We start from the raw sequence: 23833 nt of genomic DNA, 5'->3' as shown, positions 1-23833 counted from the left end.
TGATCCGGAGAGCCGCGTATCCTCTAGCATGTAGAGGAGTGCTGCCGTGACGATGCCATCCCCGGCCCCCTGGCTCGACGCCGTGCTGATCGGGTGGTTCGTGCTGACCGCCCTTTCGGTCGCTTACGTCGCGTGGGATGCCTTCACCCGCAACCCCGAGCTGCGCGTGATGAAATGGGGGTGGCTGTTGGTCACGCTCTATGGTGGCCCGATCATGGCCGCGGCCTATGTCCTGTCCTGCCAGGAGCCGGCGAACGAGCGGCACGAGGATTTCGTTCGACCGCTCTGGAAGCAGGCGTTCGGCTCGGCCATCCATTGCATGGCGGGCGATGCAACCGGCGTCATCGCCGCAGCCGCGATCACCACGGCGCTCGGCCTGCCGATGTGGCAGGACGTGATCGCGGAATATGTGTTCGGCTTCGCGTTCGGACTGCTGATTTTCCAGGCGCTTTTCATGCGCGACATGGCGGGCGGTTCCTATTGGGGCGCGCTTCGCATGTCGTTCATCCCCGAATGGCTGTCGATGAATGCCGTCATGGCCGGCATGATCCCGACGATGGTGGTGTTGATGAGCCGCGACATGGCCGCGATGCACGCCAGCTCGCTCCGCTTTTGGGGCGTCATGTCGCTGGCGACACTCGTCGGGTTCGCAGTCGCCTATCCGATCAACCTTTGGCTGGTTGGCGTGCGCTTGAAGCACGGCATGGGCACGGTGCGCGCGCTGGGGCATGGCGGACACGAAGTCGGCGCGGACCGGCAATCGGCCACGCCGATGCCGGACATGGGACACGACGCAATGGCAGGGATGAGCGGCATGGCGGCCGGCGCGCGCGTGACCGGACCTCAGATCGCCGCGATGACAGTGTTGACGCTCATCATGCTTGGCGCGGGCATCATCGTTGCGACGCTGTTCGGTCGGTGGGCCATGTAACTTGCCGCGAACGACGGAGATCGCGGCAAGGGGTGATCGCGCGGCGCGCGTATCTAGGAACAGGCGGGGGCTCATACGGAGATAATGCGATGCACCAGATCGACCCCGGCATGAAGGCGTGCATGGACGCCTGCCACGAATGCCATGTGACCTGTCTTCACATGGCGATGAACCATTGCCTCGAAATGGGCGGCCAGCACGCCGCGCCCGAGCATATGAAGATCATGGCCGACTGCGCGCAAATTTGCGCGGTTGCGATCGACTTCATGGCGCGCAAGTCCGCCCACCATCAGCATATCTGCCGCGAGTGTGCCGAGATCTGCCGGGCTTGCGCAGCGAGCTGCGAGGCCCTGGGCGGCATGGAGGATTGCGTGGCAGCGTGCCGGAAGTGCGCCGATTCCTGCGATCGGATGGCGGCATAGCGGGGCTTGCGCGGGCGGTCGCCCGCCCGCGCAGCTATCTGCATATCAACGGCCCATGCTCGCGATCACAGCGAACAGCTCGGCCGTGAACTTGGTCAGGAGCTCGGTCGCTGCGCTCCCGAAAATCACCAAACATACGCCTAGCGCGATCAGCTTAGGCACGAAGCTCAGCGTCTGTTCGCTAATCGACGTCGCCGCCTGGATGATGCTGATTATCAGCCCGACGATCATCATCGGCACGAGCAGCACCACGCAGATCAGGCCGGCCACGGCCAGCATCCTCCCCGTCTCGTCGAGCAGGATCGACTGATCCATCAGGCGCGGCCCCGTGAACGGCCGGGGACCGCGAGGGCTCCCCGGCCGCGCATCACATCGCCGATGCAGGCGGCGCGAGCGTCCCGAGCCAGGCGATCAGCCCGAGAACCGCGATGACACAGGCGGTTTCGATCGCCAGACTTGTCCGCAGCGCGCCGAGGGCGCCCTTGTGATCGTCCGCTGCGATCGACCGCTCGAATGCCGGCGTGAGCCGGAAGCGGTTGAGCGAGGCGAGCCCTAGCATGGCGACGAACAGCGCCAGCTTTGCGATCAGGAGCTGACCATAGAGCGTCGCAGGAAGCGTGGCGAGGTTGCCGATCCCGACCAGCATCCAGCCGTTGACCAGGCCGGTGACGAGGATCGTGCCGACCACAACCGTCCCGATCGCGCCGAACCCGTGCAGCGCGCGGTGCGTCAGCCCCAGATGCGCCGCGTCTACGCGCGCCGCGGGTCGGGAGACGAGCAGGAGCAGCCCCAGTAGTGCGCCAACCCAAGCGCCCGAGGCGATCAGATGGAGAATGTCGACGATGAGGTGGACCCAGCCCATCACGGCTTCGTCCATCGCGCCGTGTCCGGTCCACGCCAGCGTTGCGAGTGCCACGGCCGAGCAGAGCGCGACGATGCTCAGCCAGATGCCGCGCCCGCCCGCGACCAGCGCTGCCAGCGCCGCGAGGGCCACCATGACCATGCGCAGCTTCCATGCTGCTCCGATCGCAGAGCCGGTGAGCAGCGCGCCGACTGCTTCACGGTCGATCGGCCAGGCCGGCGTTCCGGCCATTGAGGAGGCCATCAGCACGACCCAGGCGCCTGAAAACAACAGGCTCAGGCCAGCGCTGGCGATGAACCAGGGACGCAGCGCGAGCGCGTCGCCGCGCTCGCGCGCCCGCAGCCCATAAAGGCTGAATGCGGCAAGGCCGAACAGCGCAGCCAGCGTCACGTAGAGCGCGAAGCGGACGCCGATAAGCGACCAGTCCCCCATCGCCTCACTTCACCGCGAAGACGTAGGTTCCTGCGACCTTGTGGGTGTCGGTCGAGACGACATTCCACGCGACGCTATACCGACCCGATGGGAGCGGCGATTTCGGGGTGATGACGAGGGTCCGGCCATCGGACGAGAGCGCGGAGGCGCTGGCCATCTTCATGGCTGCCATGCCGGGCATCGCTGCCATCGTGAGATCGGCCTTGGAGAAGGCTGGCATCAGCTTCTCGCTGAAATGAAGTTCGATACGAGCGGGCTTCGCGACCGTCGCATTGGCGGCCGGCGATGCCGACACCAGCTTAGGATGGGCGTTCGCCGTTCCGGCGAACATGACGAGAGCGGCAGCAGCAGTCAGAACGGATAGGCGGCGCATAGGGGGCCTTTCGACAGGAGGGTTCCTGTCCTTCATTACGCGCCCCGATCGACCACCCCTCACGGATGGATTTGAGGGATGGGCGCGTCGCTTGCGTAATCCATGCTAGAGGGGTGGAGTGAACGACATGGACCTCGACGCAGTATTGATGAGGCTGGCGCAAGCACCCGTGCCCGCGAGCCTTGATGGCATGGAAGATCGCGTGCTGGCGCGGGTCGCCGCACGTCCAGCGGCGCGCGCCGGCTTAGGCGTTGGGGCAATGACGATCGCTGCGGCGCTCGTCATGGGCATCTTCGGTGCCGGTGTGCCCGCGAAGGAAGCCAGCGCGGCTTCGCTATCGCCCTTGGGGCCGGTGTCGCCGCTCGCGCCCTCCACGCTGCTCGTCGGCGTGCAATGAGCGGCCGCATCCGCCTTCTGCTTGGCATTGTCGCGTGCTTCATCGCCGCGATCATCGGTGTGTTCGTGGGGCGGGCGCTACTTCCGCCACGTGCCCAGCCCGGCTCGGAGCTGCACGACGTGCTGCATCATAAGCTGGCGCTGGACGCCAACCAGGAAGCGCGACTTGAAGTGCTGGAGCAGCGTTTCGCCGTGCAGCGGCGCGCATTCGAGCTGGAATTGCGGGCGAACAATGCCCGGCTCGCTGAAGCGATCGAGGCCGAGCATGGCAACGGGCCGCGCGTCGCCGCAGCGGTCGACCAGAGCCACGCCGTCATGGGCGAGCTCCAGAAAGCGACGCTGGCGCACATCTTCGCCATGCGCCAGCTCTTGCGGCCCAATCAGACCGGCCAGTTCGATCAGGCCGTGGTGAAGGCGCTCACCGACGACGCACGTTGAGGTTCGGCGCGTGAGCCTCGACTGGACCACGCTTACGGACGGCGAGCTGGCGACCCTCAGCATCGCCGGGCGCGAAGCCGCCTTCGCCGAGATCATGCGCCGCCATCGGCAGTCAATCTTCCGCATGGTGCGCGCGTGCGTCGGCGAGGCCGACGAGGCGCTGGACCTTCTGCAGGAGACCTTCGTCGCGGCGCATCAGGCCCTGCCCCGCTACGACGGCGATCGATCGATGCGCGCGTGGCTATCGACGATCGCGATCAACAAGTGCCGCGATTGGGGGCGCAAGCGCACCGTGCGGCGCTTTCTGGCGTTCGCCGCACCGATCGGCGCGGAAGCCGAAGCCATTGCAGACGACCAGGTGGCGATCGACGACGCGACGGGCGACCGACAGGAACTCGACCGCGTGACGCGCGCCATTGCGGGCTTGCCGACCGCATTGAAGGAATCCTTGGTGCTGCGCACGATCGAGGGGTTGAGCCAGGCTGAAACCGCGGCAGTGTTGTCGATCAGCGAAAAGGCGGTAGAAACCCGCCTCTATCGCGCGCGATCGAAGTTGCTGGAGCGATTGGGCGGGCGCTGAGGGATAGCGCCCTGAGCTGCGTATCAAGGCTAGAGGGACACTCCCGTTCGAGAGCCTTGAGGACCGTATGAGCCGCACTATCGATCGCCGCCAGATGCTTCGCGGCGCCGCCCTTGCTGGCGGTGGCATGGCGCTGACCGCCTATATGCCCGCGTGGGCGCAGCCTGTCTCGGGCGGGATCGTCAAACCGCTGCCGACCGTCTCGGGCACTGACATCGCGCTGACGATCGACAGTTTCAGACTTCCCGTCGACGGCAAGTCGACGCCCGCAATCGGCGTCAACGGCACGGTGCCGGCCCCTCTCATTCGCTTGAAGGAGGGGCAAAAGGTCCGCCTCTCCGTCACCAACAATCTCGACGAGGACAGTTCGATCCACTGGCATGGGCTGCTCGTGCCGTTCGCGATGGACGGCGTGCCCGGCATCAGCTTCCCCGGCATCAAGGCGCGCTCGACCTTCATCTACGAGTTCCCGATCATCCAGTCGGGCACCTACTGGTATCACAGCCATTCCGGCGAGCAGGAGCAGGGCGGACTTTACGGGCCGATCGTGATCGACCCGGCCGGTGCCGATCCGATCGCGTTCGACCGCGAGCATGTGATCGTGCTGTCCGACCACAGCCAGATGACCGGCGAGCAGATTTTCCGGAAGCTGAAGCAGATGGGCGGCGCCTATTTCAACTATCAGCGGCCGACCCTCGCGGGCTTGCTCGCGGGTCGGGAAATGCCGCTCAAGGACCGGATCGAGTGGGGAAAGATGCGAATGGACCCCGCCGACATCGCCGACGTCACCGGCTCGACCTATACCTTCCTGGTCAACGGCTACGGGCCGTATGACAACTGGACGGGGCTGTTCAAGCCGGGCGAGCGGGTCCGCTTGCGGATCATCAACGCCGCGGCGCAGACCAACTTCAACGTCCGCATCCCCGACCTGCCGATGACCGTCGTGCAGGCCGATGGGCAGAATGTCCGTCCGGTGAAGATCGACGAGTTCCAGATCGGCGTTGCCGAGACGTTCGACGTGATCGTGACGCCCGAGGACCGGGCCTACAGCTTCGTCTCCGAGGCTATCGATCGCTCCGGCATGGGCCGGGCGACGCTCGCCCCGCGTGAGGGGATGGTCGCCCCGGTCCCGCCGCTTCGTCCGCGCACGCTGCTGACCATGACCGATATGGGCATGGACATGGGGAGCATGGGCGGGATGCAGGGCATGTCCGGCATGAAGGACGAGAGCCCGGTCGCCACGCGCGGGCCGGACCCCACCTTGATGCAGAACGCCTCGCGCAATCTTTGGAAGCTGACGGGCTGGAAGGGGCCGACCGATCACGGGACGGTCGCGGCAGGCGCAGCGATGGCGGGCATGTCCGGCATGTCGGGCATGGACCACAGCCAGATGGGCGGCGCTGTAATGCCCGGGATGGACCATAGCCAAATGGCAGCGGGCGGTGCTGGCATGGCCGGCATGGACCATAGTGCCATGTCGGGCGGATCGGGCCAGGCTGGCGGCATGGCCGGGATGGACCACGGGTCGGGTGGCGGCATGAACATGAACATGCGCGACCCGAAGAATGCGCCGGGCGTGAAGATGGGGCCGGGCGTGCAGACCATCTCCCCGATGCCGAAGGACCGTAGCGGTGAACCGCCCCAGGGTCTGGAGGGCCTGGATCACCGCGTCCTCACCTATCGCGACCTCGTTTCGCTCGCGCCCAACCCCGACGTGCGCGCGCCGTCGCGTCAGTTCGAGATCCATCTGACCGGTAACATGGAGCGCTACATGTGGGGCTTCGACGGGCAGAAGCTGAGCGATCCCGCCGACCCCATCCCGTTCCGCAAAGGCGAGCGGGCGCGGGTGACGTTGGTCAACGATACGATGATGCCGCACCCCATCCATCTCCACGGCCATTTCTTCGAGCTGGTGACGGGGCACGGCAATCATGCGCCGCGCAAGCACACCGTCAACGTGCCGCCTGGAGGCAAGATGACCTTTGATCTGACCGCCGATGCACCCGGCGATTGGGCGTTCCACTGTCACAATCTCTACCACATGACCGCAGGCATGATGCGCGTCGTCACCGTTCGCCCGTTCGCGGGAGAGGCGGCATGAACCGGCTGACCGCGGCGCTCGCCGCCGCCACCATGCTCGGCATCGCCGGTCCTGTCGCCGCTCAGTCGATGCAGGGCATGGATCATTCGGCAATGCCGGGCATGACCATGCCGATGCCTGCGAAAAAGAAGCCGGTGGTGAAGCCCACGGCCAAAGGCAAGCCGGCCAAGACTAGGTCAGCTCCTGCGAGGCGACCATCAGCTTCGACGACGAAACGCCGCGCCGCGCCAACGGCCGGCATGAATGGTATGGATCACGGGACCATGCCGGGCATGGATCACTCGTCTATGCCCGGCATGGACCATGCGGCTCCGCAGGGCTCACAGCAGGGCATGGAAGCCATGCCGGGGATGCAGATGCCCGGAAACGGCCAAACGGTCCCTCAGGGCTCCCAGCAGCCGATGCAGGGCATGGACCATTCGGCGATGCCGGGGATGACCATGCCAGCCGACCAGCACAGCGGCCACGACATGCAGGGCATGTCGGGAATGGCCGGAATGCCAGGCATGGCGGCCGATGGGGTGCAGCAGACTGGCACCGCGCTTCCCGCAGGAAACGCCCCCGCCCCGCCCCTGCCGACCGACCATGCGGCCGACAGCGTTTACGGCGCGGACGCGATGGCGATGGGTCGCCATCACCTTCAGCAGCATCACGGCGGTCAAAACTTCAGCCAGGTGCTATTGAACCTCGCTGAGTATCAATTCCGCAACGGTCGTGACGGCTATCGCTGGGATGGCGAGGCGTGGTTCGGGGGTGACATCAACCGCCTCTTCATCAAGTCTGAGGGCGAGGGAGCCTTCCGCGAGGGCATCGAGAGCGCCGAGGTGCAGGCGCTCTATAGCCGGACCATTGGCCCTTATTTCAATCTACAAGCGGGTGTCCGCCAGGATTTGGGGCCGTCCCCGAAACGCACCTATGCGACCGTCGGGCTGGAGGGGCTGGCACCGGGCTTCTTCGAGCTAGAGGGCGCGGTATTCCTGTCCAACAAGGGCGACCTGCTAGGGCGGCTTGAGGGCTATTACGACCAGCGCATCACCCAGCGGCTGATCCTGCAACCGCGCGCCGAGCTCAATTTCGCTGCGCAGGACGTGCCGGAAAACCGGATCGGATCGGGCCTATCCAACGCCGAGCTTGGATTGCGGCTGCGTTATGAGATCCGGCGCGAGTTCGCCCCCTATGTCGGCGTGTCATGGGATCGCCGCTTCGGCGACACCGCCCGCTACGCGCGCGCCGATGGGGATCGCGCAACGTCCAAGAGCATCGTCGCCGGCGTTCGTGTCTGGTTCTGATCGATGGAGGAACAGATGGCTCAAGACGGCAGGCGCTCGATAAGGCAGCACTTCCCGAGCCTGCCGTTCGTAGGCGCCCTGGCGATCGTCCTGGCGCTGGGCGCAGCCGCGTTTATCTACCTTGGCGTGTATAACATCGCGGCCGACGAACCGCACACGCCGGCGGTCTATTCAATGCTCGAACGCCTGCGCGATCGGTCGATTGAGGCACGCGCGCGCGGCATAACACCCCCGGCCGATCTGGCATCGGCGCAGCGCGTGTCAGTCGGCGCGGGCCTTTACGGAGAAATGTGTTCCGGTTGCCATCTCGGCCCCGGCGTCGAGAAATCCGAGATGAGCCAGGGCCTCTATCCACAGGCGCCGGAACTCGCGCGCGCTCAAGATCTCACCCCCGCCCAGCAATTCTGGATCATCAAGCACGGGGTGAAGCTCAGCGCCATGCCGGCATGGGGCAAGACGCATCCCGACCCCCTAATTTGGAATATGGTCGCGTTCGTCCGCAAGCTCCCCGGCATGACGCCCGAACAGTATAAGGCACTGGTCGCGAGCGCCCCGGCCGATCACGACGAGATGATGAAGGACATGCCGGGTATGAAGTGACCCCGGCGACGAGGTTGAGGGAGGAGTGGTTCTGAAAAGCGCGAAACTGAGGCTGCATCTACTCGCGAGCCGCACGCACAAATGGCTCGCGATCATCATCGGCGCGCAGCTCCTGCTATGGTTCGCAAGCGGCGCCCTGATGAGCTTCCTGCCGATCGATCGGGTGCATGGCGATCACCTCGTTGACCGCAAAGCCGCGGCGCCCCTTCCCCGCGGCAGCACGTTCGCCCCACCATCGGCGATCGTAGGCGCAGCAGATGCGCCCATCGAGGCCATCACCTATCGCATGTGGCTTGGCCGCCCGGTCGCCGAGGTCGCGACAGCCAAGGGAACGCGCCTGTTCGACGCCGCGACGGGCCAAGCGCTGCCAGCACCAACGGCTCGTGAGGCCGAGGAGATCGCGCGTTTGGCATGGCGTGGCGGTGCTCGACCAGCGGCGAAGGTAGAGCGGATCGAGCGCGCCAGCCCCGAATATCGCGGCACGCTCCCCGCCTGGCGCGTCGCGTTCGCCGACCTCGATTCCACCCGCGTCTTTGTCGCGGCCGACACCGGTCGGATCTCGGCTGTCCGAACCGGCACTTGGCGGCTCTACGACTTCTTCTGGGGCCTTCACATCATGGATTGGACGAATCACGAGAACTTCAACACGCCCTGGCTGCTCGCCTTCGCGATCGGTGGGCTTGCGCTTTGGTTAGGGGGGGCAGTGCTTCTCTACATGCGATGGCCCAAAACGCGGCGTCGCAACATCGTGATCGAGGCATAATATACGCGGCTCAGGAGCGTAGCCCTCGGAAATAAAGTCCTGTTTCCTGACAATTTCTCGCGCGTTCTAGCACCCCGGGTGAGGGATAGCCGCCTCGCACGCGTAGAAGTCTTAGAACCCAGGGAGATCAATAATGCGCTTCGCACCAACATTCGCAGCTTTGGCGCTGCTCGCCACGCCCGCCCTCGCGCAGCAGAGCGGCGGAATGCAGGGCATGAACCACGGTCAGATGGCCGGCATGAACCACGACGACATGGCGGGCATGATGGCCGGCAATCCCTACGGCCAGGCCGAGATGGACATGCATCAGAAGATGATGGCGGCCAAGCAGGGCGACGCGGCCGAAATGTGGACGCGCAAGATGATCGAGCATCACCGAGGCGCCATCGCCATGTCGCGCGTTGCGGTGCGTGACGCGCGCGACGCCGAGACCAAGCGCATGGCGCAGATGACGATCACGAAACAGGAAAAGGATATTGCCGAGCTGCAGGCGTGGCTCAGCAAGCACGGCAAGCGCCCGCAATAAGGGAGCGCTGCCCCGCCCTGTCGATCCCCCTACCCCCCGGCAGGGCGGGGATTTCCTTTTAGGAGCTGATGATGAAGAATGGTGTTCGTGGCGCCGTCGCCGCCTTGCTAATGACCATCCCAGCGGTCGCATCGGCCGCGGCCGACATCGCCATGCACCGCGATCCGGGTTGCGGCTGTTGCGAGAAATGGGCGGCGCAGGTGCGTCAGCAGTTCGGCCGCAAGGTCCAGATCATCGACGATGATCGCCGTGAGGTGCTGCAGCGTAAGATCGGCCTGCCCGCTGACCTCGCGTCCTGCCATACCGCGATCATCGACGGCATGGCGTTTGAGGGACATGTCCCGATCGCGGACATGAAGCGCGCGCTGGCCCAGCATCCTAAAGGCGTGCGCGGCTTGGCCGTGGCCGGAATGCCGATGGGCTCACCGGGCATGGAGGTGCCCGGCATGAGAACCCAGCCCTATGACGTCATTGCGTTCGGTGCCGCTGGCCGGCGTGTCTTTGCTAGCCACGGCGCCTAAACGACAGGTTGTCTTGTGAGCGGCAAATCTTCCCCGGCGCTTCATGCCGGCACTACGGCACCCGGCAAACCACCCGTATTGACCTCGGCGTTGACAATTGGGATAGTATCCGGGTGTTGAAAGCTCGTCTTTCTCTCTTGCTTCTTGTTGGAGCGTTGCTTGGCCTTTTGGGCCAAGGAATTGCGTATGCGGCCGGCCCATCGCTCTCACCCAAGATGGCGATGAGCCATGTCACCCCATCCCGCATGGATTGCGCGGGTATGGCGACCCCGGATCCGTCATCGGAACACCCATGCAAAGGACTGACGCTGGCGTGTATCGCCCAAATGGGATGCGTTGTTCCCATGACGTTTGAGGAGCCGGCAAGAGTGCTGAAGCGCTCGATCGCATCTCAAATCGTTATCTGGCCTGCCAGCCGGGCACTTGCCGGCCTCAACGTCGCTCCCGAGCCCGAACCGCCTACCGTTTGATCGAGTCAAGCCGTGTCAGGCTGCAGCCGTTCGCCGGTTGCGGCTCTGCCGATTTTAAATCTCGATCAAATTGGAAAGTGACATGAAAACGTTCATCTTGGCGGTATTTGCCGCTAGCCTCGCCGCGTCGGCAGCGACGGCGGCCACATCTGAAAATAAAAGCAATGGTCATTGGGAGTGGCGTTCCAATTACCAGCCGGGCCCGCGGGCGCCGCTTCAAGCCCCACGTCGCGTATGGGTTACGGACGTTCCCCAGTCGAGCGCCTGCGTGTGCCCGATGATGGAACGCGGTCGCGACGCCTGCATGTCAATGAAGGGCGGCCAGTCAACTTAAGCTGGCGAGCCTGAACAGGTGCCGGGCTCCGATCAACCATTTGGAGCCCGGCCATCATTATGACATGAAGGGACTAGAGGGATGCGCGCATCCATGATGCTCGCGGTCGCCGCGCTCACGACGAGCGCCGCGCACGCGCAGACACTTACCTATGACCAAGCGCTGCGCGATGCGGTTGCCAACGCCCCGGGAGCGGTTGCCGGTCGCGCGGGGGTCAGCGCCGCCCAAGCCGATGCACGTGCGGCGGGAAGCCTTCCGGACCCCCGTGTGTCGATCGGAATCGAGAATTATCCTGTCTCTGGGCCACCCGCCTTCTCCCTATCCAGAGACGACATGACGATGGGGCGTGTCGGTTTCCAACAGGACCTACCCAACCTTGCCAAGCGTCATGCCGCGCAAGCGCAGGCACGCGCCGTGATCGCAACGGCAGAAGCATCGCAAGCGACCAAGCTCCGGGAGGTGCGATTGGGAGCGGGGCAGGCATGGATCGACCTTGCTTATGCCGAGCGTCGACTAGCTGCCCTCGACACCGTTCTGCTATTCCTTCGATCTCTCCCTTCCGCTGCGCGGGCCGCCGTGACGACCGGTTCGGTCCGCCCTGGTCAGACACTGACGACCGATCAGGAGATCGCGGCACTCGACGACCGCCGCGACGAGTTGATGGCCGCCGTTGCGCGCGCCCGCGCGATGCTGGCTCGCTGGACCGGCGTATCGGCGCCCGAGATTGCCGGCGATATGCCCGCGATCGATCTGGCTCCGGCGCGGCTGCGGGACGCGCTCAGCCTTCACTCCGACATGGTTCTCGCCGAGGCCGGTATTCAGCGCGCCCAGGCCGACGTGGATGCGGCGCGAGCGGAGAAGCGACCCGATTGGGGGGTAGAGGTAGCTTATCAACGCCGTGACCCCCGGTATGGCGACATGGTGTCGGCGGGAGTTTCGATGAGCCTGCCGCTGTTCGCTCGATCGCGTCAGAACCCGCGCATCGAAGCCCGCAAATCCGCACAGGCGCAGGCCGAGGCCGCGCGCGAAGAAACCCGGCGCACATTGGCAGCCGATCTGGAGGCCGCGCTGGCGGACCACCAAATGCATCACAGCCAATGGCAGCGCGCGCGCGACGTGCTCCTTCCGCTCGCTCGGAAGCGAGCCGATCTGGAGATAGCGAGCTACTCTGCCGGTCGCGCGAGTCTTGCGGATGCCATCGAAGCCAAGACCGCGCTCGCCGACGCCGAGCTGACCGTGCTCGACCGTGAGGCGCTCGTCGCCGCAGACTCTGTCCGCCTCACCATTACCTTCGGGAGCGCCGATCGATGAGCGACACTACCATTACCCGCGCCCGCCTTGTCACCGCGGTAAGCGCGCTGGTGCTGGTCGCAGGGGGCGTGGGCTTCGGGCTCGCGAAACTTGGCACGTCTTCGGCTGCCGATCAAACGGCATCCCCAGCCCCGCAGAAGAAGATCCTCTACTGGTATGATCCGATGATCCCGGGGGAGCGGCACGACGGCCCGGGTCTCTCGTCGATGAGGATGAAACTGATCCCCCGCTATGCCGACGAGGGCGCAGGCGGTAGCGCCGCACCGGGCGTAGCGATCGATCCGGCCAGCCTCCAGCGGCTCGGCGCGCGGATCGTCACGGTCGAACGCGGATCGTTGTCAAACTCGGCCTCGGCAACCGGCAGCATCGAGTTCAATGACCGCAACGTTGCGGTCGTGCAGGCACGCAGCGGCGGCTTCGTTCAGCGCGTCTATGCGCGCGCGCCAGGCGATGTCGTGCCGGCAGGCGCCCCGCTCGCCGATATCCTTGTGCCCGAATGGGCGGGCGCGCAGGCGGAGTATCTCGCCGTGCGCCGCACCGGGGATGCCGGGCTCACGCGGGCGGCACGAGAGCGCCTGTTGCTTCTCGGGATGCCCGCCGGATCGATTGCATCGGCGGAGTGGCGCGGCCGACCGCAAGGTGTGACGACGATCAGCACGCCCGTGGGGGGCGTCATCAAGACGCTCGGCGTCCGACAGGGGATGACGGTCGCGCAAGGACAGACACTGGCGGAGGTGAACGGCCTCGCCACCGTGTGGCTGAACGCGGCTGTCCCTGAGGCCCTCGCAGGAAACCTGCGGATCGGCACGCCCGTCATCGCCACGCTGGCGGCTTTCCCGGGCGAAAGCTTCAGGGGCCGCATCGCTGCGATCCTGCCCCAGGCCGAGGCAGCGAGCCGCACGCTCACAATCCGCGTCGAGCTCCCCAACCGTGCCGGCCGGTTGCGCCCCGGTATGTTCGCCAGCGTGGCGCTCGACCAGGGGAGCCGCGATGCACTCCTTGTTCCGAGTGAGGCCGTGATCCGGACCGGCCGGCGCACACTCGTCATGTTGGCAGGGCCGGGTGGACGCTTTCGACCCGCCGAGGTTCGCACTGGCGCAGAAGGCGGCGGCAAAACCGAGATAGTCGCCGGCCTGACCGAGGGTGAGAAGGTTGTCGCGTCGGGCCAGTTCCTGATCGACTCCGAAGCGAGCCTCGCTGGCCTCGATGCGCGTCCGATTGGTGTCGAAGCGTCACCCGCAACAAAGCCGGCCGTGAAACCCACCGCGTCGATCTACGAGACGGTCGGCAGCATCGAGGCGATCGATCGCAGTTCCGTCACCCTGTCCCATCAGCCCGTTCCGGCGATCGGCTGGCCGGCCATGACAATGACGTTCCGCGTCGCCGATCCCGCGTTGGTGCGTGGGTATCGCAAGGGTGAGCGGGTGCGGTTCGGCTTTGATCAACCCGCCGATGGTCCAACGCTGCGCCGCATGACGCGCGAGGCTGGGCGATGATTGCCGCGATCATCCGCTGGTCGGTCGCGAACCGCTTCCTCGTCGTCCTGGCGGCCATCGCGCTCGCCATGGCCGGGGTGTTCGCAATGCGTGCCACCCCCGTCGATGCGCTCCCCGACCTGTCCGACACGCAGGTCATCATCCGCACGAGCTGGCCGGGCCAAGCCCCGCAGATCGTCGAGAACCAGGTGACGTATCCGCTCACCACGACGATGCTGTCCGTGCCTGGCGCGAAAACCGTGCGCGGCTATTCGTTCTTCGGCGACAGCTACGTCTATGTCCTCTTCGAGGATGGGACCGACCTCTATTGGGCGCGCTCACGCGTGCTGGAGTATCTGAGCCAGGTGCAGGGACGGCTTCCCCAAGGCGCGCAGGCCGCGCTGGGTCCTGATGCGACGGGGGTCGGCTGGGTCTATGAATACACGCTGTTGGACCGCACCGGCCGCCGTGACCTGTCGCAGCTCCGATCCTTGCAGGACTGGTTCCTACGTTATGAACTGAAAACGCTGCCCGGCGTTGCGGAGGTGGCGAGCATCGGCGGAATGGTGAAGCAATATCAGGTGCTGCTCGACCCGACGCGGCTCGCCGCATTCGGTGTCACGCACACTCAGGCCGTCGATGCCATTCGCCGCGCCAATCAGGAGGCCGGCGGGTCCGTCCTCGAGCTGGGCGAAGCCGAATATATGGTGCGCGCGTCAGGTTACTTGCGCACCGTCGACGATTTCCGCGCGATCCCGCTCAAGGTCGCCGGTGCCGGCGTCCCCGTTACCTTGGGCGACGTCGCGTCGATCCAGATCGGCCCCGAGATGCGCCGCGGCATCGCCGAGCTGAACGGCGAAGGCGAGGTCGCGGGCGGAGTCGTCATCCTGCGTCAGGGCAAGAATGCACGGCAGACGATCGAAGCCGTCAAGGCCAAGCTCGCGGAACTGAAAGCGAGCCTTCCCCCCGGCGTCGAGATCGTCACCACCTATGACCGCTCGCAATTGATCGACCGCGCGGTGGAGAATTTGACGGGCAAGCTGATCGAGGAGTTCGTCGTCGTCGCGATCATCTGCGGGTTGTTTCTGTGGCATGTCCGGTCTGCGCTGGTCGCGATCGTCACCTTGCCTCTGGGGGTGCTCGCGGCCTTGCTCGTCATGCGTGTGCAGGGGGTGAACGCCAACATCATGTCTTTGGGCGGTATCGCCATCGCGATCGGCGCGATGGTCGATGCCGCGATCGTGATGATCGAGAACGCGCACAAGCGGATCGAGCGATGGGAACACGACCATCCGGGCGTGGCGCTGGCGGGCGAGGAACGCTGGCGCGTCATCACCGAGGCCGCGGCCGAGGTCGGGCCGGCGCTGTTCTTCAGCCTCGTCATCATCACGCTGTCGTTCGTGCCGGTGTTCACGCTCGAAGCGCAGGAGGGACGGCTGTTCGCCCCGCTCGCCTTCACCAAGAGCTATGCGATGGCGGCAGCGGCGATCCTGTCGGTAACGCTCGTGCCGGTCCTGATGGGATGGCTGATCCGGGGACGCATTCCGGCCGAGAACGACAACATTATCAACCGCGTGCTCACCCGTGCCTATCGCCCGGCGCTCGACCGCGTGTTGGCGCGGCCTTGGGCGGCGATCGGCATCGCCGCCCTGGTACTGGCGACGACGGCATGGCCGCTGACCCGATTGGGTGGCGAGTTCATCCCGACGATGGATGAGGGCGATCTGCTCTACATGCCGTCCGCGCTTCCCGGCCTTTCGGCCGCGAGCGCCTCGGCCCTGCTCCAGCGCACAGACCGGCTGATAAAAACCGTTCCCGAGGTCAAAACCGTGTTCGGCAAAGCCGGACGCGCCGAGACCGCGACCGACCCGGCACCGCTCGAGATGTTCGAGACGACCATCCAATTCAAGCCGCGCGATCAATGGCGCGCGGGGATGACGCCGGCAAAGCTGGTGGAGGAGCTGGACCGCACAGTGCGCGTGCCCGGCCTCACGAACGTATGGGTGCCTCCGATCCGCAATCGGATCGATATGCTCGCGACCGGCATCAAGAGTCCCATCGGGGTGAAAGTGTCGGGGTCCAACCTCTCCGAGCTGGACCGCATCGCCGGCAGCATCGAACGTGTAGCCAGGACCGTGCCGGGCGTCAGCTCGGCATTGGCAGAACGGTTGACCGGAGGCCGCTATGTCGATGTCGATATCGATCGGGTGACCGCGGGGCGCTACGGTCTCAACATCGCCGATGTGCAGGAGATTGTGTCCGGCGCGATCGGCGGCGAGACGATCGGCCAGACGGTGGAGGGCCTTGCCCGCTACCCGATCAGCGTCCGCTACCCCCGCGAGCTGCGTGACAGTCTGGAGGGACTGCGAACTCTCCCAATCGTCACCGCATCGGGTCAGCAGATCACACTCGGCACCGTCGCATCCGTGTCGATCGCGGAAGGTCCACCGATGCTCAAGACGGAAAATGGTCGACTCTCGACATGGGTCTATGTCGACGTGCGCGGGCGCGACCTGGCCTCCACGGTCGCCGATCTGCGCCGTGCTGTTGGCAAAGATGTTCGGCTCAGCCCCGGCGTCTCGATCGCCTATTCCGGACAATTCGAGTATCTGCAGCGTGCCGAGGCTCGGTTGATGCTCGTCGTGCCGGCGACACTCGCGATCATCTTCCTTCTCCTCTACCTTACCTTCGGTCGCCTCGACGAGGCGGCGCTTATCATGGGCACACTGCCCTTCGCGCTGACCGGCGGCATCTGGACATTATGGCTGCTCGGCTATGCGCAATCGGTCGCCACAGGTGTCGGGTTCATCGCGCTCGCCGGCGTGTCGGCGGAGTTCGGCGTCGTCATGCTGATCTACCTGAAACACGCATTGGCCGAGCGCGGGCCGTCACCGTCGGGCGAGCAAGTATCGGAAGCGATCAGGGAGGGCGCGCTGTTGCGGGTACGTCCCAAGGCGATGACCGTCGCTGTCATCGTCGCCGGGCTGTTCCCCGTGCTGATCGGGCATGGCGCCGGATCGGAGGTGATGAGCCGGATCGCCGCGCCGATGATCGGTGGAATGCTGACCGCCCCTTTCCTCTCCATGTTCATCCTGCCAGCCGCCTACTTGCTCTTGCGGCGGCGAGCTTCAACCCGCCCCGAAAGGAAGATCTGATGAAAGCCACTTTCTCCATGCGCGCCGCATTCATGCTACTAGTCACGCCGATCGCAGCGAGCGCTCTTGCTCAAGGCAGCAGGCCGGCTGCATCGGCTGTAAAATCCGGCAGCGGATCGGGGACGATCACTGCCGTCGACGCGAAAGGTGGAACCGTAACCATCAAGCACGGCCCGATCCCGACGATCGGCTGGCCCGCAATGACGATGACCTTCCGGGCATCCCCCCCCGACCCTGCTCAAGGGACTGCGGTCGGGGCAGCGGGTCGCATTCACCGCCAAGGCGAAGGGTATGACGGCAGAAGTTACGGCGATCAGCCCGCATTGACGACGCGTGCCGACCTTCGCGTCAGTGCGCCATCGCCAGCACGGGCGGCGCAGCGATCATCCACAGCGCCATCGCGACCATCATCAGGTTTTCGGTGAGCGAGATGAAGCCGAGCGGCACGTTGCTGTCCCCGCCCACGCACGCGCATTTCAGCTCACGCTTGTCGATGTAGACGGCCTTGAACACCGACACCGCGCCGATCGTACCGATAACGAGCGCGACGGGCACCGACAGCCAGGTCAACGCGCCGGCTGCCATCAGGACGCCCGCCGCTCCTTCCGCGTAGGGATAGACATAGGAATAGGGCACCCAGCGCTTCGCGAGCAGATCGTAGTTGAGGAACATGCTCGAGAAGCTCTCGACGTTCTGGAGCTTGAGCATCGCCAGAGCGCACATCGAGAACGCGATGAACCATTCACCCGCCCGCACCGTGAAGGGCGTGCCGAGTACCGCATAGCTGGCGGCGAGCGCCATCAGCGCCGTCATCGCGAACACGGCAATCACCGGGCGATAGGTGACGGCCTTGGGGTCGCGGACCATCTTGCCGAAGAAGCGGCGCAGATCGTCATAGCCGCCGACCCGCTCCCCGGCGATAAAGATCTGCGGGGTCGTCTTGACGCCGTGCTTCGCCTTGAAAGCGTCGGTTTCTTCCCGCGTCATCAGCCAATGGTCATCGACCGCATAGCCTTCCCGGCGCAGAAGATCCTTCGCCTTCAGCCCGAAAGGGCAGGTATGTTCCGGCATCACCATCCGGTAGATCGTCGCCTGTTTGGCGGGGGCGCTCGCCATGCCGCTTCTCCAATATCCTCGCCCCGCCTATATAGGGTCCGTACCATAGTACGGAGTCAAGGCATGACCGGCATGACGATCGCGGCGCTCGCGCGCGAGGGCGGCGTCGGCGTCGAAACGGTGCGCTACTATCAGCGTCGCGGTTTGCTGGACGAGCCAGACCGGCCGACCGGGGCTGGCGCCGGAGGCGGCATCCGGCGCTACGGCACCGATGACGCCCGCCGCCTTCGCTTCATCCGCTCGGCGCAGGCAGCCGGTTTCACGCTCGAGCAGATCGGTGAGCTTCTGGCGCTGGATGCGACCGACGATCGCGCGCGTGCGCGCCAGCTCGCCCATGAGCAGATGGCGGCGCTGGATGCGAAGATCGCCGAGCTTGAACAGGCGCGTGCTTCGCTGCGTCGGCTTGCCAGCGAGTGCGGCTCGGGATCGGCAGGGCCGTGCCCAATCCTGACAGCGTTCGATTCACCGACTGAGTGATCTTTGATTAGCTCCCAGGCGGTCAGCAGGAGATTTCGGATCAGGCAAATAGATCGCCGATCGCACGCATACGGAAGGCGTTGATCCACCGACGTCGGCGATGCTCGCTGGCGTCGTGGCGCATGTGGCACCGCTGGCAGAGTGCAGCGAGGTTGCGTGGTCGGTTATCGCTCGGATCATGGTTCAGATGCGCGCTAGCAAGAACCACGCGCGTGATCCGCACTTGTGAAGGTGGATCAATGCCGACGAAGCCAGGTTGCGCGCATAAGAGGGCGTCGGGCGGCGGCAGGCGGCGAACGCACCTGCCCTGCCCGTTGCGCCACCTGCTTATGTCCTCATCCCACCAAACACCATCGCCCAGATGCAGCACATGACGACCATGCGGGCGCTGACAATGTTCGCAGCGTCCTTTGGCGCGGCCAAACCGGATGAAGGCAGATAGTTCACGCCAGTCAATCGGGTAGAGCCAGCGATGTTCACGCGCGATTGGCATAACAATTCTATGATTCAGTATCGTGGAGAACGAAAGCAGAAAACAGCAGTGACTCAACTTATCCATTACGGCTAGGTCACTAAGCGATTAGCTGACTTGGCTACTCAAGGAATGGTGTCAAAACCGTTCGTGGCTGTTGAAAATCTCGCGTTCGAATTGATGTTGCGCGATTAGGGCACTGAGCGCTCTTTCAGGCCCCATTCGGCTGGCGTGTGTTAAAAACCTATCGAACGATCCCGATTTGATGCGCCGGCCCGCCGGGGGGATGGCCGGGCCGGCGCCTGCAGCTGGCTTAGCGACGGGGGAGCTTTGCCAGGGCAGCCTTGTAAGCCGCGTAATGCGTGCCTTCGTCGACCGCGATCTGGCGGAACATCTGCGCCACCTTGGTGTCGCCGGCCGCCTCCGCCTCTTTGGCGAAATTCACGTACATCGTGACATTCTCGTAGTGCTCACCCTTCATGGCGTCCTCGAGATTCACATTGTTGGTGCTGCCGAGCCGCAGCGCTTGCGCTTCACGATCGAAGTGCTCGTTGGCTTCGACGTTGGCTGACGCGCGGAAGAGCTTGGCGAGTTCGGGTTTTCCCGCCGCCTGCGCCTGGTCGGCGTACCGCAGATACTTCAGGTTGGCATAGGCCTCCCCATGCATCGCGGCCTCGAGGTTCGCCCGCGTGCTGGCGGCGAGCGGGCGGGTCGGCTCCGACGGCGCGGCGGTCACGCTGACGGCGAAAATGGTCGCGGCACCGGCGGCAGCGACGATCAAGGACTTCATCATGGTCGATACTCCATTGCCGCCGGAAATGCGGCTGCCCCGCTATCGAACCCGGTCCTGACGACGACCTGACAGGCCGATGGCCAGCGCATTTTTCGAGACGTGGGAAATACTCGCCGCGCTGTCAGGATTCGGTCAGGCGCTGCTGCGATCTTCCGGTCATCGAGGCTATCCCGCCTCTGACAGGAGCTCGTTCGATGATCCGATTCGCCCCCCTGAAGGTCGCAGGCTTTCTCGCCGCCATTGCAGCCGCGCCGATGGCGATGGCGGCACCCGTCTGCACGAAGGCACCACAGGCCAAATGGATGACGCCGGCACAGATGAAAAGCCGCGTCGCGAAGATGGGCTATCGCGACGTCAAGGTCTTTCAGGTGTCGGGCAGCTGCTACGAGATCTACGCCCACACCAAGGACGGCAAGCGCGCCGAGGTCTATTTCAACCCGGTGAACGGCGCGATCGTTCAGAACAACGTCGACTGACGATGAACCACGTCGCTCCAGCGGCTCCTTCCCGAGACCCTGTTCGCAACCGCGGCAGGGTCAAGGTCTGGGACCCGATCGTCCGCATCTTTCACTGGACCGTGGCAGGAGGTGTCATCGCCAACCTGACGTTCCTTCGGCACGAGGAGACGCCGCATATCTATGTCGGCTACGTCGTCGTCACGGCGCTGGCGGTCCGGCTGATCTGGGGCATCATCGGCCGGCGTCACGCACGGTTCGCCAGCTTCGTGCCCAGCCCAGTCGGGCTGCTGCGCTATTTCCGCGCGATGGCTGCCCGGCGCGAGCCGCGCTACATCGGTCACAACCCGGCCGGGGGCGCGATGATCGTCGTCCTCCTTGTCCTGCTGGCGACGGTGGGGACCAGCGGATGGATGATGGGGCTCGACCAATTCTGGGGTGTGGGCTGGGTCGAGACGTTGCACGAAACTGCCGCCAATGTTCTGATCGGCGCGGTAGCCCTGCATGTCATCGGTGCGATCGTCGAGAGCGTACGGCACCGGGAAAACCTGCCGCTGGCGATGGTCACTGGCTACAAACGTGCACCAACGGGGACCGACATCGACCATGCGCCTGCTGCTGATTGAAGACAACGTCCGGCTCGGTAGCCTGGTTCGCGACGGTCTGATCCCGCAGGGTTTCGCGGTCGATTGGGTCGAGACCGTCGAGGACGCCGAGCTGGCGATGAAGGTGGCGACATATGACCTGCTACTGGTCGACCTTGGCCTGCCCGACGGAGACGGCCTGGACATCGTCCGCCGCTCCCGTCGGGACAAGAATGCGACGCCGATCCTTGTCCTAACGGCGCGAGGTGGCCTCGACGACCGCGTGACCGGACTGGACGCGGGCGCTGACGACTATCAGGTGAAACCGTTCCAGATTCCCGAACTCGCTGCACGGTGCCGTGCCCTGCTGCGACGGCCCGGGGCGTCGCTCGGCACTCAGCTCGCCGCGGGCAACGTCGTACTCGATTGTGCCTCACGGTCGGCCGAGGTGGGCGGCGCGGCGATCGAGGCGACGCCGCGTGAAATTAACCTGCTTGAGGTTCTGCTCCGCCGCGCCGGACACGTCGTCGCCAAGCCGGCACTCGAGAATACGCTATATGCGATGGATGCGGAGGTAACGCCCAATGCGCTGGAAGCAGCGGTATCGCGGCTGCGCAAGCGACTGACCGCCGCCGGGGCGGACGTGCAGGTCCGCACCGTGCACGGCGTCGGCTATGCACTTTTTGCGCCGAGCGTATCCGGTGAGTAGGTCGGGCACCGTCCGGCCAAGGCGACGGCCCCCGACCCTGTTCCGACAGATCGCAGCGCGTCTGGCGGCGTTCACGCTGCTATTCGCGGCGCTCGACGTCGGGATCGTCGTCTTCACCTACAGTCGGCAGCCCGAATCTCTCGCGCAGGAACTGCTGACGCTCGAAGCCGCAAAGGCTCCGGCAGGTGGGGTTCTATCGCCGGATCTGCTGGCGGGGCCGCCGGGGGCCGAATCCTGGTCCGCGCGCTATGTCGAACCGGGATCGCCCGAACTCCGGCGGGTGGGTCAGGCCGGGATCGACGGTGCGTCGACCCTGGTCGACTGGACGCGGCGCGAACAGACTCCTCACGGCTATCGGATATCGGGCGTCCGCGCGATCGATCGTGGCAACGAGCGGCGATGGCTGGCGATGCAGTTCGAGGGCGACGGCATCCGTCCCTATGTGCCGGTGATCGTGAACGAGATCATTCAGCACGTTTTGCTACCGCTGATCCCGTTGTCGCTGTTGCTGCTACTGTTCAACGTCTTCGCCGTTCGGCGAGTACTCCAGCCGCTTCGCCATGCCGAGCGTGAAGTGGATGCGCTGGAACCCGACAACACTCTGCTTCGCCTTTCAGAGCCGAGTGAGCCGCGCGAGGTCAATACGCTCGTCAGTGCCGTCAACCGGGCGCTTGGCCGGCTCGATGCAGCGATGGCGACCCTGCGGGAGTTCACTGCCAATGCCGCGCACGAGTTGCGCACGCCGCTGTCGATCATGCAGCTGTCGCTCGACCAGCTCCCCGCAGGCAAGCAGCGGGACGAACTGCACGCGGATGCTCGGCACTTGACCCGTCTTGTCGAACAGATGCTCGATCTTGCCCAGGCCGACGCGCTGGCCGTCGATGGCCACCTTGCCATCGACCTCGCCGACATCGGCCGAGACGTCGTGGCCGCGATGGCGCCAAAGGTGTTTGCCGCGCAGCGCGATCTACGTTTCGAGAGCTTAGGCGACACGCAGGCGATCGGACATCCCGAAGCGATTTTCCGCATCTATCGCAACCTGATCGACAACGCGCTGTCACACGCGCCTGGCGTGACGCCCATCGACGTAACCGCGGGACCGGGTCCACAGCTGGCGGTCCGTGATTACGGGCCGGGGATTGCGGAGGTCGACCTTCTTCACGTTTTCGACCGCTTCTGGCGCAAGGATCGCCGCAGCTCTAACGGAGCGGGCCTCGGCCTTGGCATTGTGCAGCGGTTGACCGAAGCGCATAATGGAACGGTCAGCGTTGAAAACGCAGCAGGTGGTGGCGCTCTGTTTCGAGTTCAGCTCAAGGCCTGATTCCTAAATCATATGCGGCATTGCCTTGTCAGGTGTTCGTCAGGTTCGTGTCGCAACGCATCCAGCGTAGCGATACCACCCATGAACCGCCGGGCGGAGCCATATACAAACTAATTCCCGCCCAACCGGCAGCCTACTTGGTCCAGGATACTTTAGGAAAGCCAATGACGACCGACGCCATCGACCATGCTCCGGGTGAACATCATCTGGTCCACCGCACCGGCTGGCTTCGCGCCGCGGTACTTGGCGCTAATGACGGCATCATATCGGTATCCAGTCTCATTGTCGGTGTCGCAGCAGCCCCCGGTGCTTCTGCGAGCACTGTTCTTATCGCCGGTGTGGCGGCCCTGGTCGGAGGTGCTCTAGCAATGGCCGCCGGCGAATATGTTTCGGTGAGCTCACAGGCGGATACAGAAAAGGCCGATCTGGCACGGGAAGCCGCTGAGCTGAAGCGGTCACCTGCGGCTGAAACACGGGAATTGGCGGCGATCTATGAGAGCCGGGGGGTCGAACCACTCCTCGCTCATCGGGTTGCGGAGCAGATGATGGCGCATGATGCGCTTGGAGCACATCGCCGTGACGAGCTTGGCCTGGCCGATGACGGCGAATCACTGCCCCTGCAGGCAGCGGTGTCGTCTGCACTGGCGTTCGCCGCAGGGGCCATCCTGCCGGTGCTTGCAGCCCTAGCACCGCATGGCGCCGTCCTTTATGTAGTGCCGGTAACAGCGCTCGTATTGCTCGCCCTGCTGGGCGCGCTCGGTGCCAGGGCAGGAGGCGCCCCTGCTGGCCGAGCCATGCTCCGGGTGGTCTTGCTCGGTGCCCTCGCCATGGGGATGACAGCGCTGATCGGCGCTCTTACCGGCACCGTGGTCTAAAACTGGCCAGTATTTGAATTCATCGCCACCTACGTCATTCGCCGTGACCGAG

27 protein-coding genes are annotated in these 23833 nt (G+C 65.0%); 21 read left to right on the top strand and 6 right to left on the bottom strand.

Going from position 1 to position 23833, the window contains the following annotated elements:
- Nucleotides 1-52 precede the first annotated feature (52 nt).
- Both GGQ89_RS14390 and GGQ89_RS14385 read left to right on the top strand, forming a co-directional pair.
- Nucleotides 53-931, top strand: a complete 879-nt coding sequence (locus GGQ89_RS14390) for a DUF4396 domain-containing protein (RefSeq protein WP_017980792.1) — start codon at nucleotides 53-55, stop codon at nucleotides 929-931.
- 89 nt (nucleotides 932-1020) lie between these two features.
- On the top strand, nucleotides 1021-1353 hold the full coding sequence (locus GGQ89_RS14385) for a four-helix bundle copper-binding protein (RefSeq protein ID WP_017980791.1): 333 nt from the start codon (nucleotides 1021-1023) through the stop codon (nucleotides 1351-1353).
- A gap of 45 nt (nucleotides 1354-1398) precedes the next feature.
- On the opposite strand, the gene GGQ89_RS14380 is transcribed toward GGQ89_RS14385, so the two are convergent.
- Genes GGQ89_RS14380 through copC form a run of 3 tightly spaced genes read right to left on the bottom strand, consistent with a single transcriptional unit; the run spans nucleotide 1399 to nucleotide 3020 of the window.
- Nucleotides 1399-1668 (bottom strand): flagellar biosynthetic protein FliQ, encoded by a 270-nt coding sequence (locus tag GGQ89_RS14380; protein ID WP_017980790.1) that lies wholly within the window; start codon nucleotides 1666-1668, stop codon nucleotides 1399-1401.
- A gap of 52 nt (nucleotides 1669-1720) precedes the next feature.
- On the bottom strand, nucleotides 1721-2647 hold the full coding sequence (gene copD, locus GGQ89_RS14375) for a copper homeostasis membrane protein CopD (RefSeq protein WP_017980789.1): 927 nt from the start codon (nucleotides 2645-2647) through the stop codon (nucleotides 1721-1723).
- Nucleotides 2648-2651: 4 nt separating this feature from the next.
- Nucleotides 2652-3020 carry a copper homeostasis periplasmic binding protein CopC gene (copC, locus tag GGQ89_RS14370; RefSeq protein WP_020486671.1) on the bottom strand — a complete coding sequence of 123 codons (369 nt, stop codon included), beginning with the start codon at nucleotides 3018-3020 and terminating at the stop codon, nucleotides 2652-2654.
- A gap of 127 nt (nucleotides 3021-3147) precedes the next feature.
- Between copC and GGQ89_RS14365 the strand changes: the two genes are divergently transcribed.
- The 13 genes from GGQ89_RS14365 (at nucleotide 3148) to GGQ89_RS14305 (ending at nucleotide 17404) form a co-directional block, all read left to right on the top strand.
- Nucleotides 3148-3417 carry a hypothetical protein gene (locus tag GGQ89_RS14365; protein WP_020486670.1) on the top strand — a complete coding sequence of 90 codons (270 nt, stop codon included), beginning with the start codon at nucleotides 3148-3150 and terminating at the stop codon, nucleotides 3415-3417.
- A complete protein-coding gene (locus tag GGQ89_RS14360) occupies nucleotides 3414-3854 on the top strand; it encodes a periplasmic heavy metal sensor (RefSeq protein WP_017980786.1) in 441 nt (146 codons plus the stop codon). Before GGQ89_RS14365 ends, GGQ89_RS14360 begins: the two co-directional genes overlap by 4 nt.
- 10 nt (nucleotides 3855-3864) lie before the next feature.
- Nucleotides 3865-4434, top strand: a complete 570-nt coding sequence (locus GGQ89_RS14355; RefSeq protein ID WP_017980785.1) for an RNA polymerase sigma factor — start codon at nucleotides 3865-3867, stop codon at nucleotides 4432-4434.
- Nucleotides 4435-4501: 67 nt separating this feature from the next.
- The gene (locus tag GGQ89_RS14350; RefSeq protein WP_018251213.1) at nucleotides 4502-6535 is read left to right on the top strand and encodes a copper resistance system multicopper oxidase; all 2034 of its coding nucleotides are present in this window, start codon (nucleotides 4502-4504) and stop codon (nucleotides 6533-6535) included.
- Entirely contained in the window at nucleotides 6532-7824 is a 1293-nt protein-coding gene (locus GGQ89_RS14345; protein WP_043060765.1) for a copper resistance protein B, read from the top strand. The genes GGQ89_RS14350 and GGQ89_RS14345 overlap by 4 nt, the downstream gene beginning before the upstream one ends.
- Before the next feature lie 15 nt (nucleotides 7825-7839).
- On the top strand, nucleotides 7840-8424 hold the full coding sequence (locus GGQ89_RS14340; RefSeq protein ID WP_024310687.1) for a c-type cytochrome: 585 nt from the start codon (nucleotides 7840-7842) through the stop codon (nucleotides 8422-8424).
- A 25-nt stretch (nucleotides 8425-8449) separates the two neighbouring features.
- Entirely contained in the window at nucleotides 8450-9187 is a 738-nt protein-coding gene (locus GGQ89_RS14335; protein ID WP_017980780.1) for a PepSY domain-containing protein, read from the top strand.
- A 133-nt stretch (nucleotides 9188-9320) separates the two neighbouring features.
- Nucleotides 9321-9713 (top strand): DUF305 domain-containing protein, encoded by a 393-nt coding sequence (locus GGQ89_RS14330; protein ID WP_042469554.1) that lies wholly within the window; start codon nucleotides 9321-9323, stop codon nucleotides 9711-9713.
- A gap of 68 nt (nucleotides 9714-9781) precedes the next feature.
- On the top strand, nucleotides 9782-10234 hold the full coding sequence (locus GGQ89_RS14325; RefSeq protein WP_017980778.1) for a DUF411 domain-containing protein: 453 nt from the start codon (nucleotides 9782-9784) through the stop codon (nucleotides 10232-10234).
- 897 nt (nucleotides 10235-11131) lie between these two features.
- Entirely contained in the window at nucleotides 11132-12349 is a 1218-nt protein-coding gene (locus GGQ89_RS14320) for a TolC family protein (RefSeq protein WP_018251210.1), read from the top strand.
- Nucleotides 12346-13845: an efflux RND transporter periplasmic adaptor subunit gene (locus tag GGQ89_RS14315; RefSeq protein ID WP_043060764.1), complete on the top strand. Its 1500-nt coding sequence runs from the start codon at nucleotides 12346-12348 to the stop codon at nucleotides 13843-13845. The genes GGQ89_RS14320 and GGQ89_RS14315 overlap by 4 nt, the downstream gene beginning before the upstream one ends.
- Entirely contained in the window at nucleotides 13842-16979 is a 3138-nt protein-coding gene (locus tag GGQ89_RS14310) for an efflux RND transporter permease subunit (protein ID WP_018251208.1), read from the top strand. The genes GGQ89_RS14315 and GGQ89_RS14310 overlap by 4 nt, the downstream gene beginning before the upstream one ends.
- Entirely contained in the window at nucleotides 16979-17404 is a 426-nt protein-coding gene (locus tag GGQ89_RS14305; RefSeq protein WP_338112286.1) for a copper-binding protein, read from the top strand. The genes GGQ89_RS14310 and GGQ89_RS14305 overlap by 1 nt, the downstream gene beginning before the upstream one ends.
- On the opposite strand, the gene GGQ89_RS14300 is transcribed toward GGQ89_RS14305, so the two are convergent.
- Nucleotides 17328-18095, bottom strand: coding sequence for a glutaredoxin family protein (locus tag GGQ89_RS14300; RefSeq protein ID WP_017980773.1), 768 nt, complete (start codon nucleotides 18093-18095; stop codon nucleotides 17328-17330). The genes GGQ89_RS14305 and GGQ89_RS14300 overlap by 77 nt on opposite strands.
- A gap of 72 nt (nucleotides 18096-18167) precedes the next feature.
- On the opposite strand from GGQ89_RS14300, the gene GGQ89_RS14295 reads away from it, so the two are divergent.
- Nucleotides 18168-18572, top strand: coding sequence for a MerR family DNA-binding protein (locus GGQ89_RS14295; RefSeq protein WP_101750172.1), 405 nt, complete (start codon nucleotides 18168-18170; stop codon nucleotides 18570-18572).
- A 40-nt stretch (nucleotides 18573-18612) separates the two neighbouring features.
- Here GGQ89_RS14295 and GGQ89_RS14290 read toward each other — a convergent pair whose 3' ends face one another.
- Both GGQ89_RS14290 and GGQ89_RS14285 read right to left on the bottom strand, forming a co-directional pair.
- Nucleotides 18613-19065, bottom strand: coding sequence for a hypothetical protein (locus tag GGQ89_RS14290; protein WP_043060763.1), 453 nt, complete (start codon nucleotides 19063-19065; stop codon nucleotides 18613-18615).
- Nucleotides 19066-19357: 292 nt separating this feature from the next.
- Nucleotides 19358-19837 (bottom strand): acyl-ACP desaturase, encoded by a 480-nt coding sequence (locus GGQ89_RS14285; RefSeq protein ID WP_043060760.1) that lies wholly within the window; start codon nucleotides 19835-19837, stop codon nucleotides 19358-19360.
- A gap of 194 nt (nucleotides 19838-20031) precedes the next feature.
- Between GGQ89_RS14285 and GGQ89_RS14280 the strand changes: the two genes are divergently transcribed.
- The 5 genes from GGQ89_RS14280 to GGQ89_RS14260 all read left to right on the top strand — a co-directional run bounded on the left by GGQ89_RS14280 (nucleotide 20032) and on the right by GGQ89_RS14260 (nucleotide 23781).
- Nucleotides 20032-20313, top strand: a complete 282-nt coding sequence (locus tag GGQ89_RS14280; RefSeq protein ID WP_018251178.1) for a PepSY domain-containing protein — start codon at nucleotides 20032-20034, stop codon at nucleotides 20311-20313.
- Between the two features lie 2 nt (nucleotides 20314-20315).
- Nucleotides 20316-20918 (top strand): cytochrome b/b6 domain-containing protein, encoded by a 603-nt coding sequence (locus GGQ89_RS14275; RefSeq protein WP_043060773.1) that lies wholly within the window; start codon nucleotides 20316-20318, stop codon nucleotides 20916-20918.
- Nucleotides 20899-21585, top strand: coding sequence for a response regulator (locus GGQ89_RS14270; RefSeq protein WP_184106167.1), 687 nt, complete (start codon nucleotides 20899-20901; stop codon nucleotides 21583-21585). Before GGQ89_RS14275 ends, GGQ89_RS14270 begins: the two co-directional genes overlap by 20 nt.
- Complete coding sequence (locus tag GGQ89_RS14265) at nucleotides 21551-22906, top strand: sensor histidine kinase (RefSeq protein WP_043060762.1); 1356 nt, start codon at nucleotides 21551-21553, stop codon at nucleotides 22904-22906. Before GGQ89_RS14270 ends, GGQ89_RS14265 begins: the two co-directional genes overlap by 35 nt.
- Before the next feature lie 164 nt (nucleotides 22907-23070).
- Nucleotides 23071-23781 (top strand): VIT1/CCC1 transporter family protein, encoded by a 711-nt coding sequence (locus GGQ89_RS14260; RefSeq protein WP_018251182.1) that lies wholly within the window; start codon nucleotides 23071-23073, stop codon nucleotides 23779-23781.
- The last annotated feature ends 52 nt before the right edge of the window (nucleotides 23782-23833 follow it).

Origin of the sequence: Sphingomonas yabuuchiae (genome assembly GCF_014199595.1) — a bacterium.
Classification (GTDB): Bacteria; Pseudomonadota; Alphaproteobacteria; order Sphingomonadales; family Sphingomonadaceae; genus Sphingomonas; species Sphingomonas yabuuchiae.
The sequence above is the reverse complement of the archived record's forward strand: the minus strand, read 5'-3'. Positions and strand labels throughout refer to the sequence as shown.

Excerpts from the sequence above, each read along its gene's own strand:
- GGQ89_RS14390 (WP_017980792.1), top strand. The coding sequence starts at position 53 with ATGCCATCCCCGGCCCCCTGGCTCGACGCCGTGCTGATCGGGTGGTTC.
- GGQ89_RS14385 (WP_017980791.1), top strand. The coding sequence starts at position 1,021 with ATGCACCAGATCGACCCCGGCATGAAGGCGTGCATGGACGCCTGCCAC.
- GGQ89_RS14380 (WP_017980790.1), bottom strand. The coding sequence starts at position 1,668 with ATGGATCAGTCGATCCTGCTCGACGAGACGGGGAGGATGCTGGCCGTG.
- copD (WP_017980789.1), bottom strand. The coding sequence starts at position 2,647 with ATGGGGGACTGGTCGCTTATCGGCGTCCGCTTCGCGCTCTACGTGACG.
- copC (WP_020486671.1), bottom strand. The coding sequence starts at position 3,020 with ATGCGCCGCCTATCCGTTCTGACTGCTGCTGCCGCTCTCGTCATGTTC.
- GGQ89_RS14365 (WP_020486670.1), top strand. The coding sequence starts at position 3,148 with ATGGACCTCGACGCAGTATTGATGAGGCTGGCGCAAGCACCCGTGCCC.
- GGQ89_RS14360 (WP_017980786.1), top strand. The coding sequence starts at position 3,414 with ATGAGCGGCCGCATCCGCCTTCTGCTTGGCATTGTCGCGTGCTTCATC.
- GGQ89_RS14350 (WP_018251213.1), top strand. The coding sequence starts at position 4,502 with ATGAGCCGCACTATCGATCGCCGCCAGATGCTTCGCGGCGCCGCCCTT.
- GGQ89_RS14345 (WP_043060765.1), top strand. The coding sequence starts at position 6,532 with ATGAACCGGCTGACCGCGGCGCTCGCCGCCGCCACCATGCTCGGCATC.
- GGQ89_RS14340 (WP_024310687.1), top strand. The coding sequence starts at position 7,840 with ATGGCTCAAGACGGCAGGCGCTCGATAAGGCAGCACTTCCCGAGCCTG.
- GGQ89_RS14330 (WP_042469554.1), top strand. The coding sequence starts at position 9,321 with ATGCGCTTCGCACCAACATTCGCAGCTTTGGCGCTGCTCGCCACGCCC.
- GGQ89_RS14325 (WP_017980778.1), top strand. The coding sequence starts at position 9,782 with ATGATGAAGAATGGTGTTCGTGGCGCCGTCGCCGCCTTGCTAATGACC.
- GGQ89_RS14320 (WP_018251210.1), top strand. The coding sequence starts at position 11,132 with ATGATGCTCGCGGTCGCCGCGCTCACGACGAGCGCCGCGCACGCGCAG.
- GGQ89_RS14315 (WP_043060764.1), top strand. The coding sequence starts at position 12,346 with ATGAGCGACACTACCATTACCCGCGCCCGCCTTGTCACCGCGGTAAGC.
- GGQ89_RS14310 (WP_018251208.1), top strand. The coding sequence starts at position 13,842 with ATGATTGCCGCGATCATCCGCTGGTCGGTCGCGAACCGCTTCCTCGTC.
- GGQ89_RS14305 (WP_338112286.1), top strand. The coding sequence starts at position 16,979 with ATGAAAGCCACTTTCTCCATGCGCGCCGCATTCATGCTACTAGTCACG.
- GGQ89_RS14300 (WP_017980773.1), bottom strand. The coding sequence starts at position 18,095 with ATGGCGAGCGCCCCCGCCAAACAGGCGACGATCTACCGGATGGTGATG.
- GGQ89_RS14295 (WP_101750172.1), top strand. The coding sequence starts at position 18,168 with ATGACGATCGCGGCGCTCGCGCGCGAGGGCGGCGTCGGCGTCGAAACG.
- GGQ89_RS14290 (WP_043060763.1), bottom strand. The coding sequence starts at position 19,065 with ATGCCAATCGCGCGTGAACATCGCTGGCTCTACCCGATTGACTGGCGT.
- GGQ89_RS14285 (WP_043060760.1), bottom strand. The coding sequence starts at position 19,837 with ATGATGAAGTCCTTGATCGTCGCTGCCGCCGGTGCCGCGACCATTTTC.
- GGQ89_RS14280 (WP_018251178.1), top strand. The coding sequence starts at position 20,032 with ATGATCCGATTCGCCCCCCTGAAGGTCGCAGGCTTTCTCGCCGCCATT.
- GGQ89_RS14275 (WP_043060773.1), top strand. The coding sequence starts at position 20,316 with ATGAACCACGTCGCTCCAGCGGCTCCTTCCCGAGACCCTGTTCGCAAC.
- GGQ89_RS14270 (WP_184106167.1), top strand. The coding sequence starts at position 20,899 with ATGCGCCTGCTGCTGATTGAAGACAACGTCCGGCTCGGTAGCCTGGTT.
- GGQ89_RS14265 (WP_043060762.1), top strand. The coding sequence starts at position 21,551 with ATGCACTTTTTGCGCCGAGCGTATCCGGTGAGTAGGTCGGGCACCGTC.
- GGQ89_RS14260 (WP_018251182.1), top strand. The coding sequence starts at position 23,071 with ATGACGACCGACGCCATCGACCATGCTCCGGGTGAACATCATCTGGTC.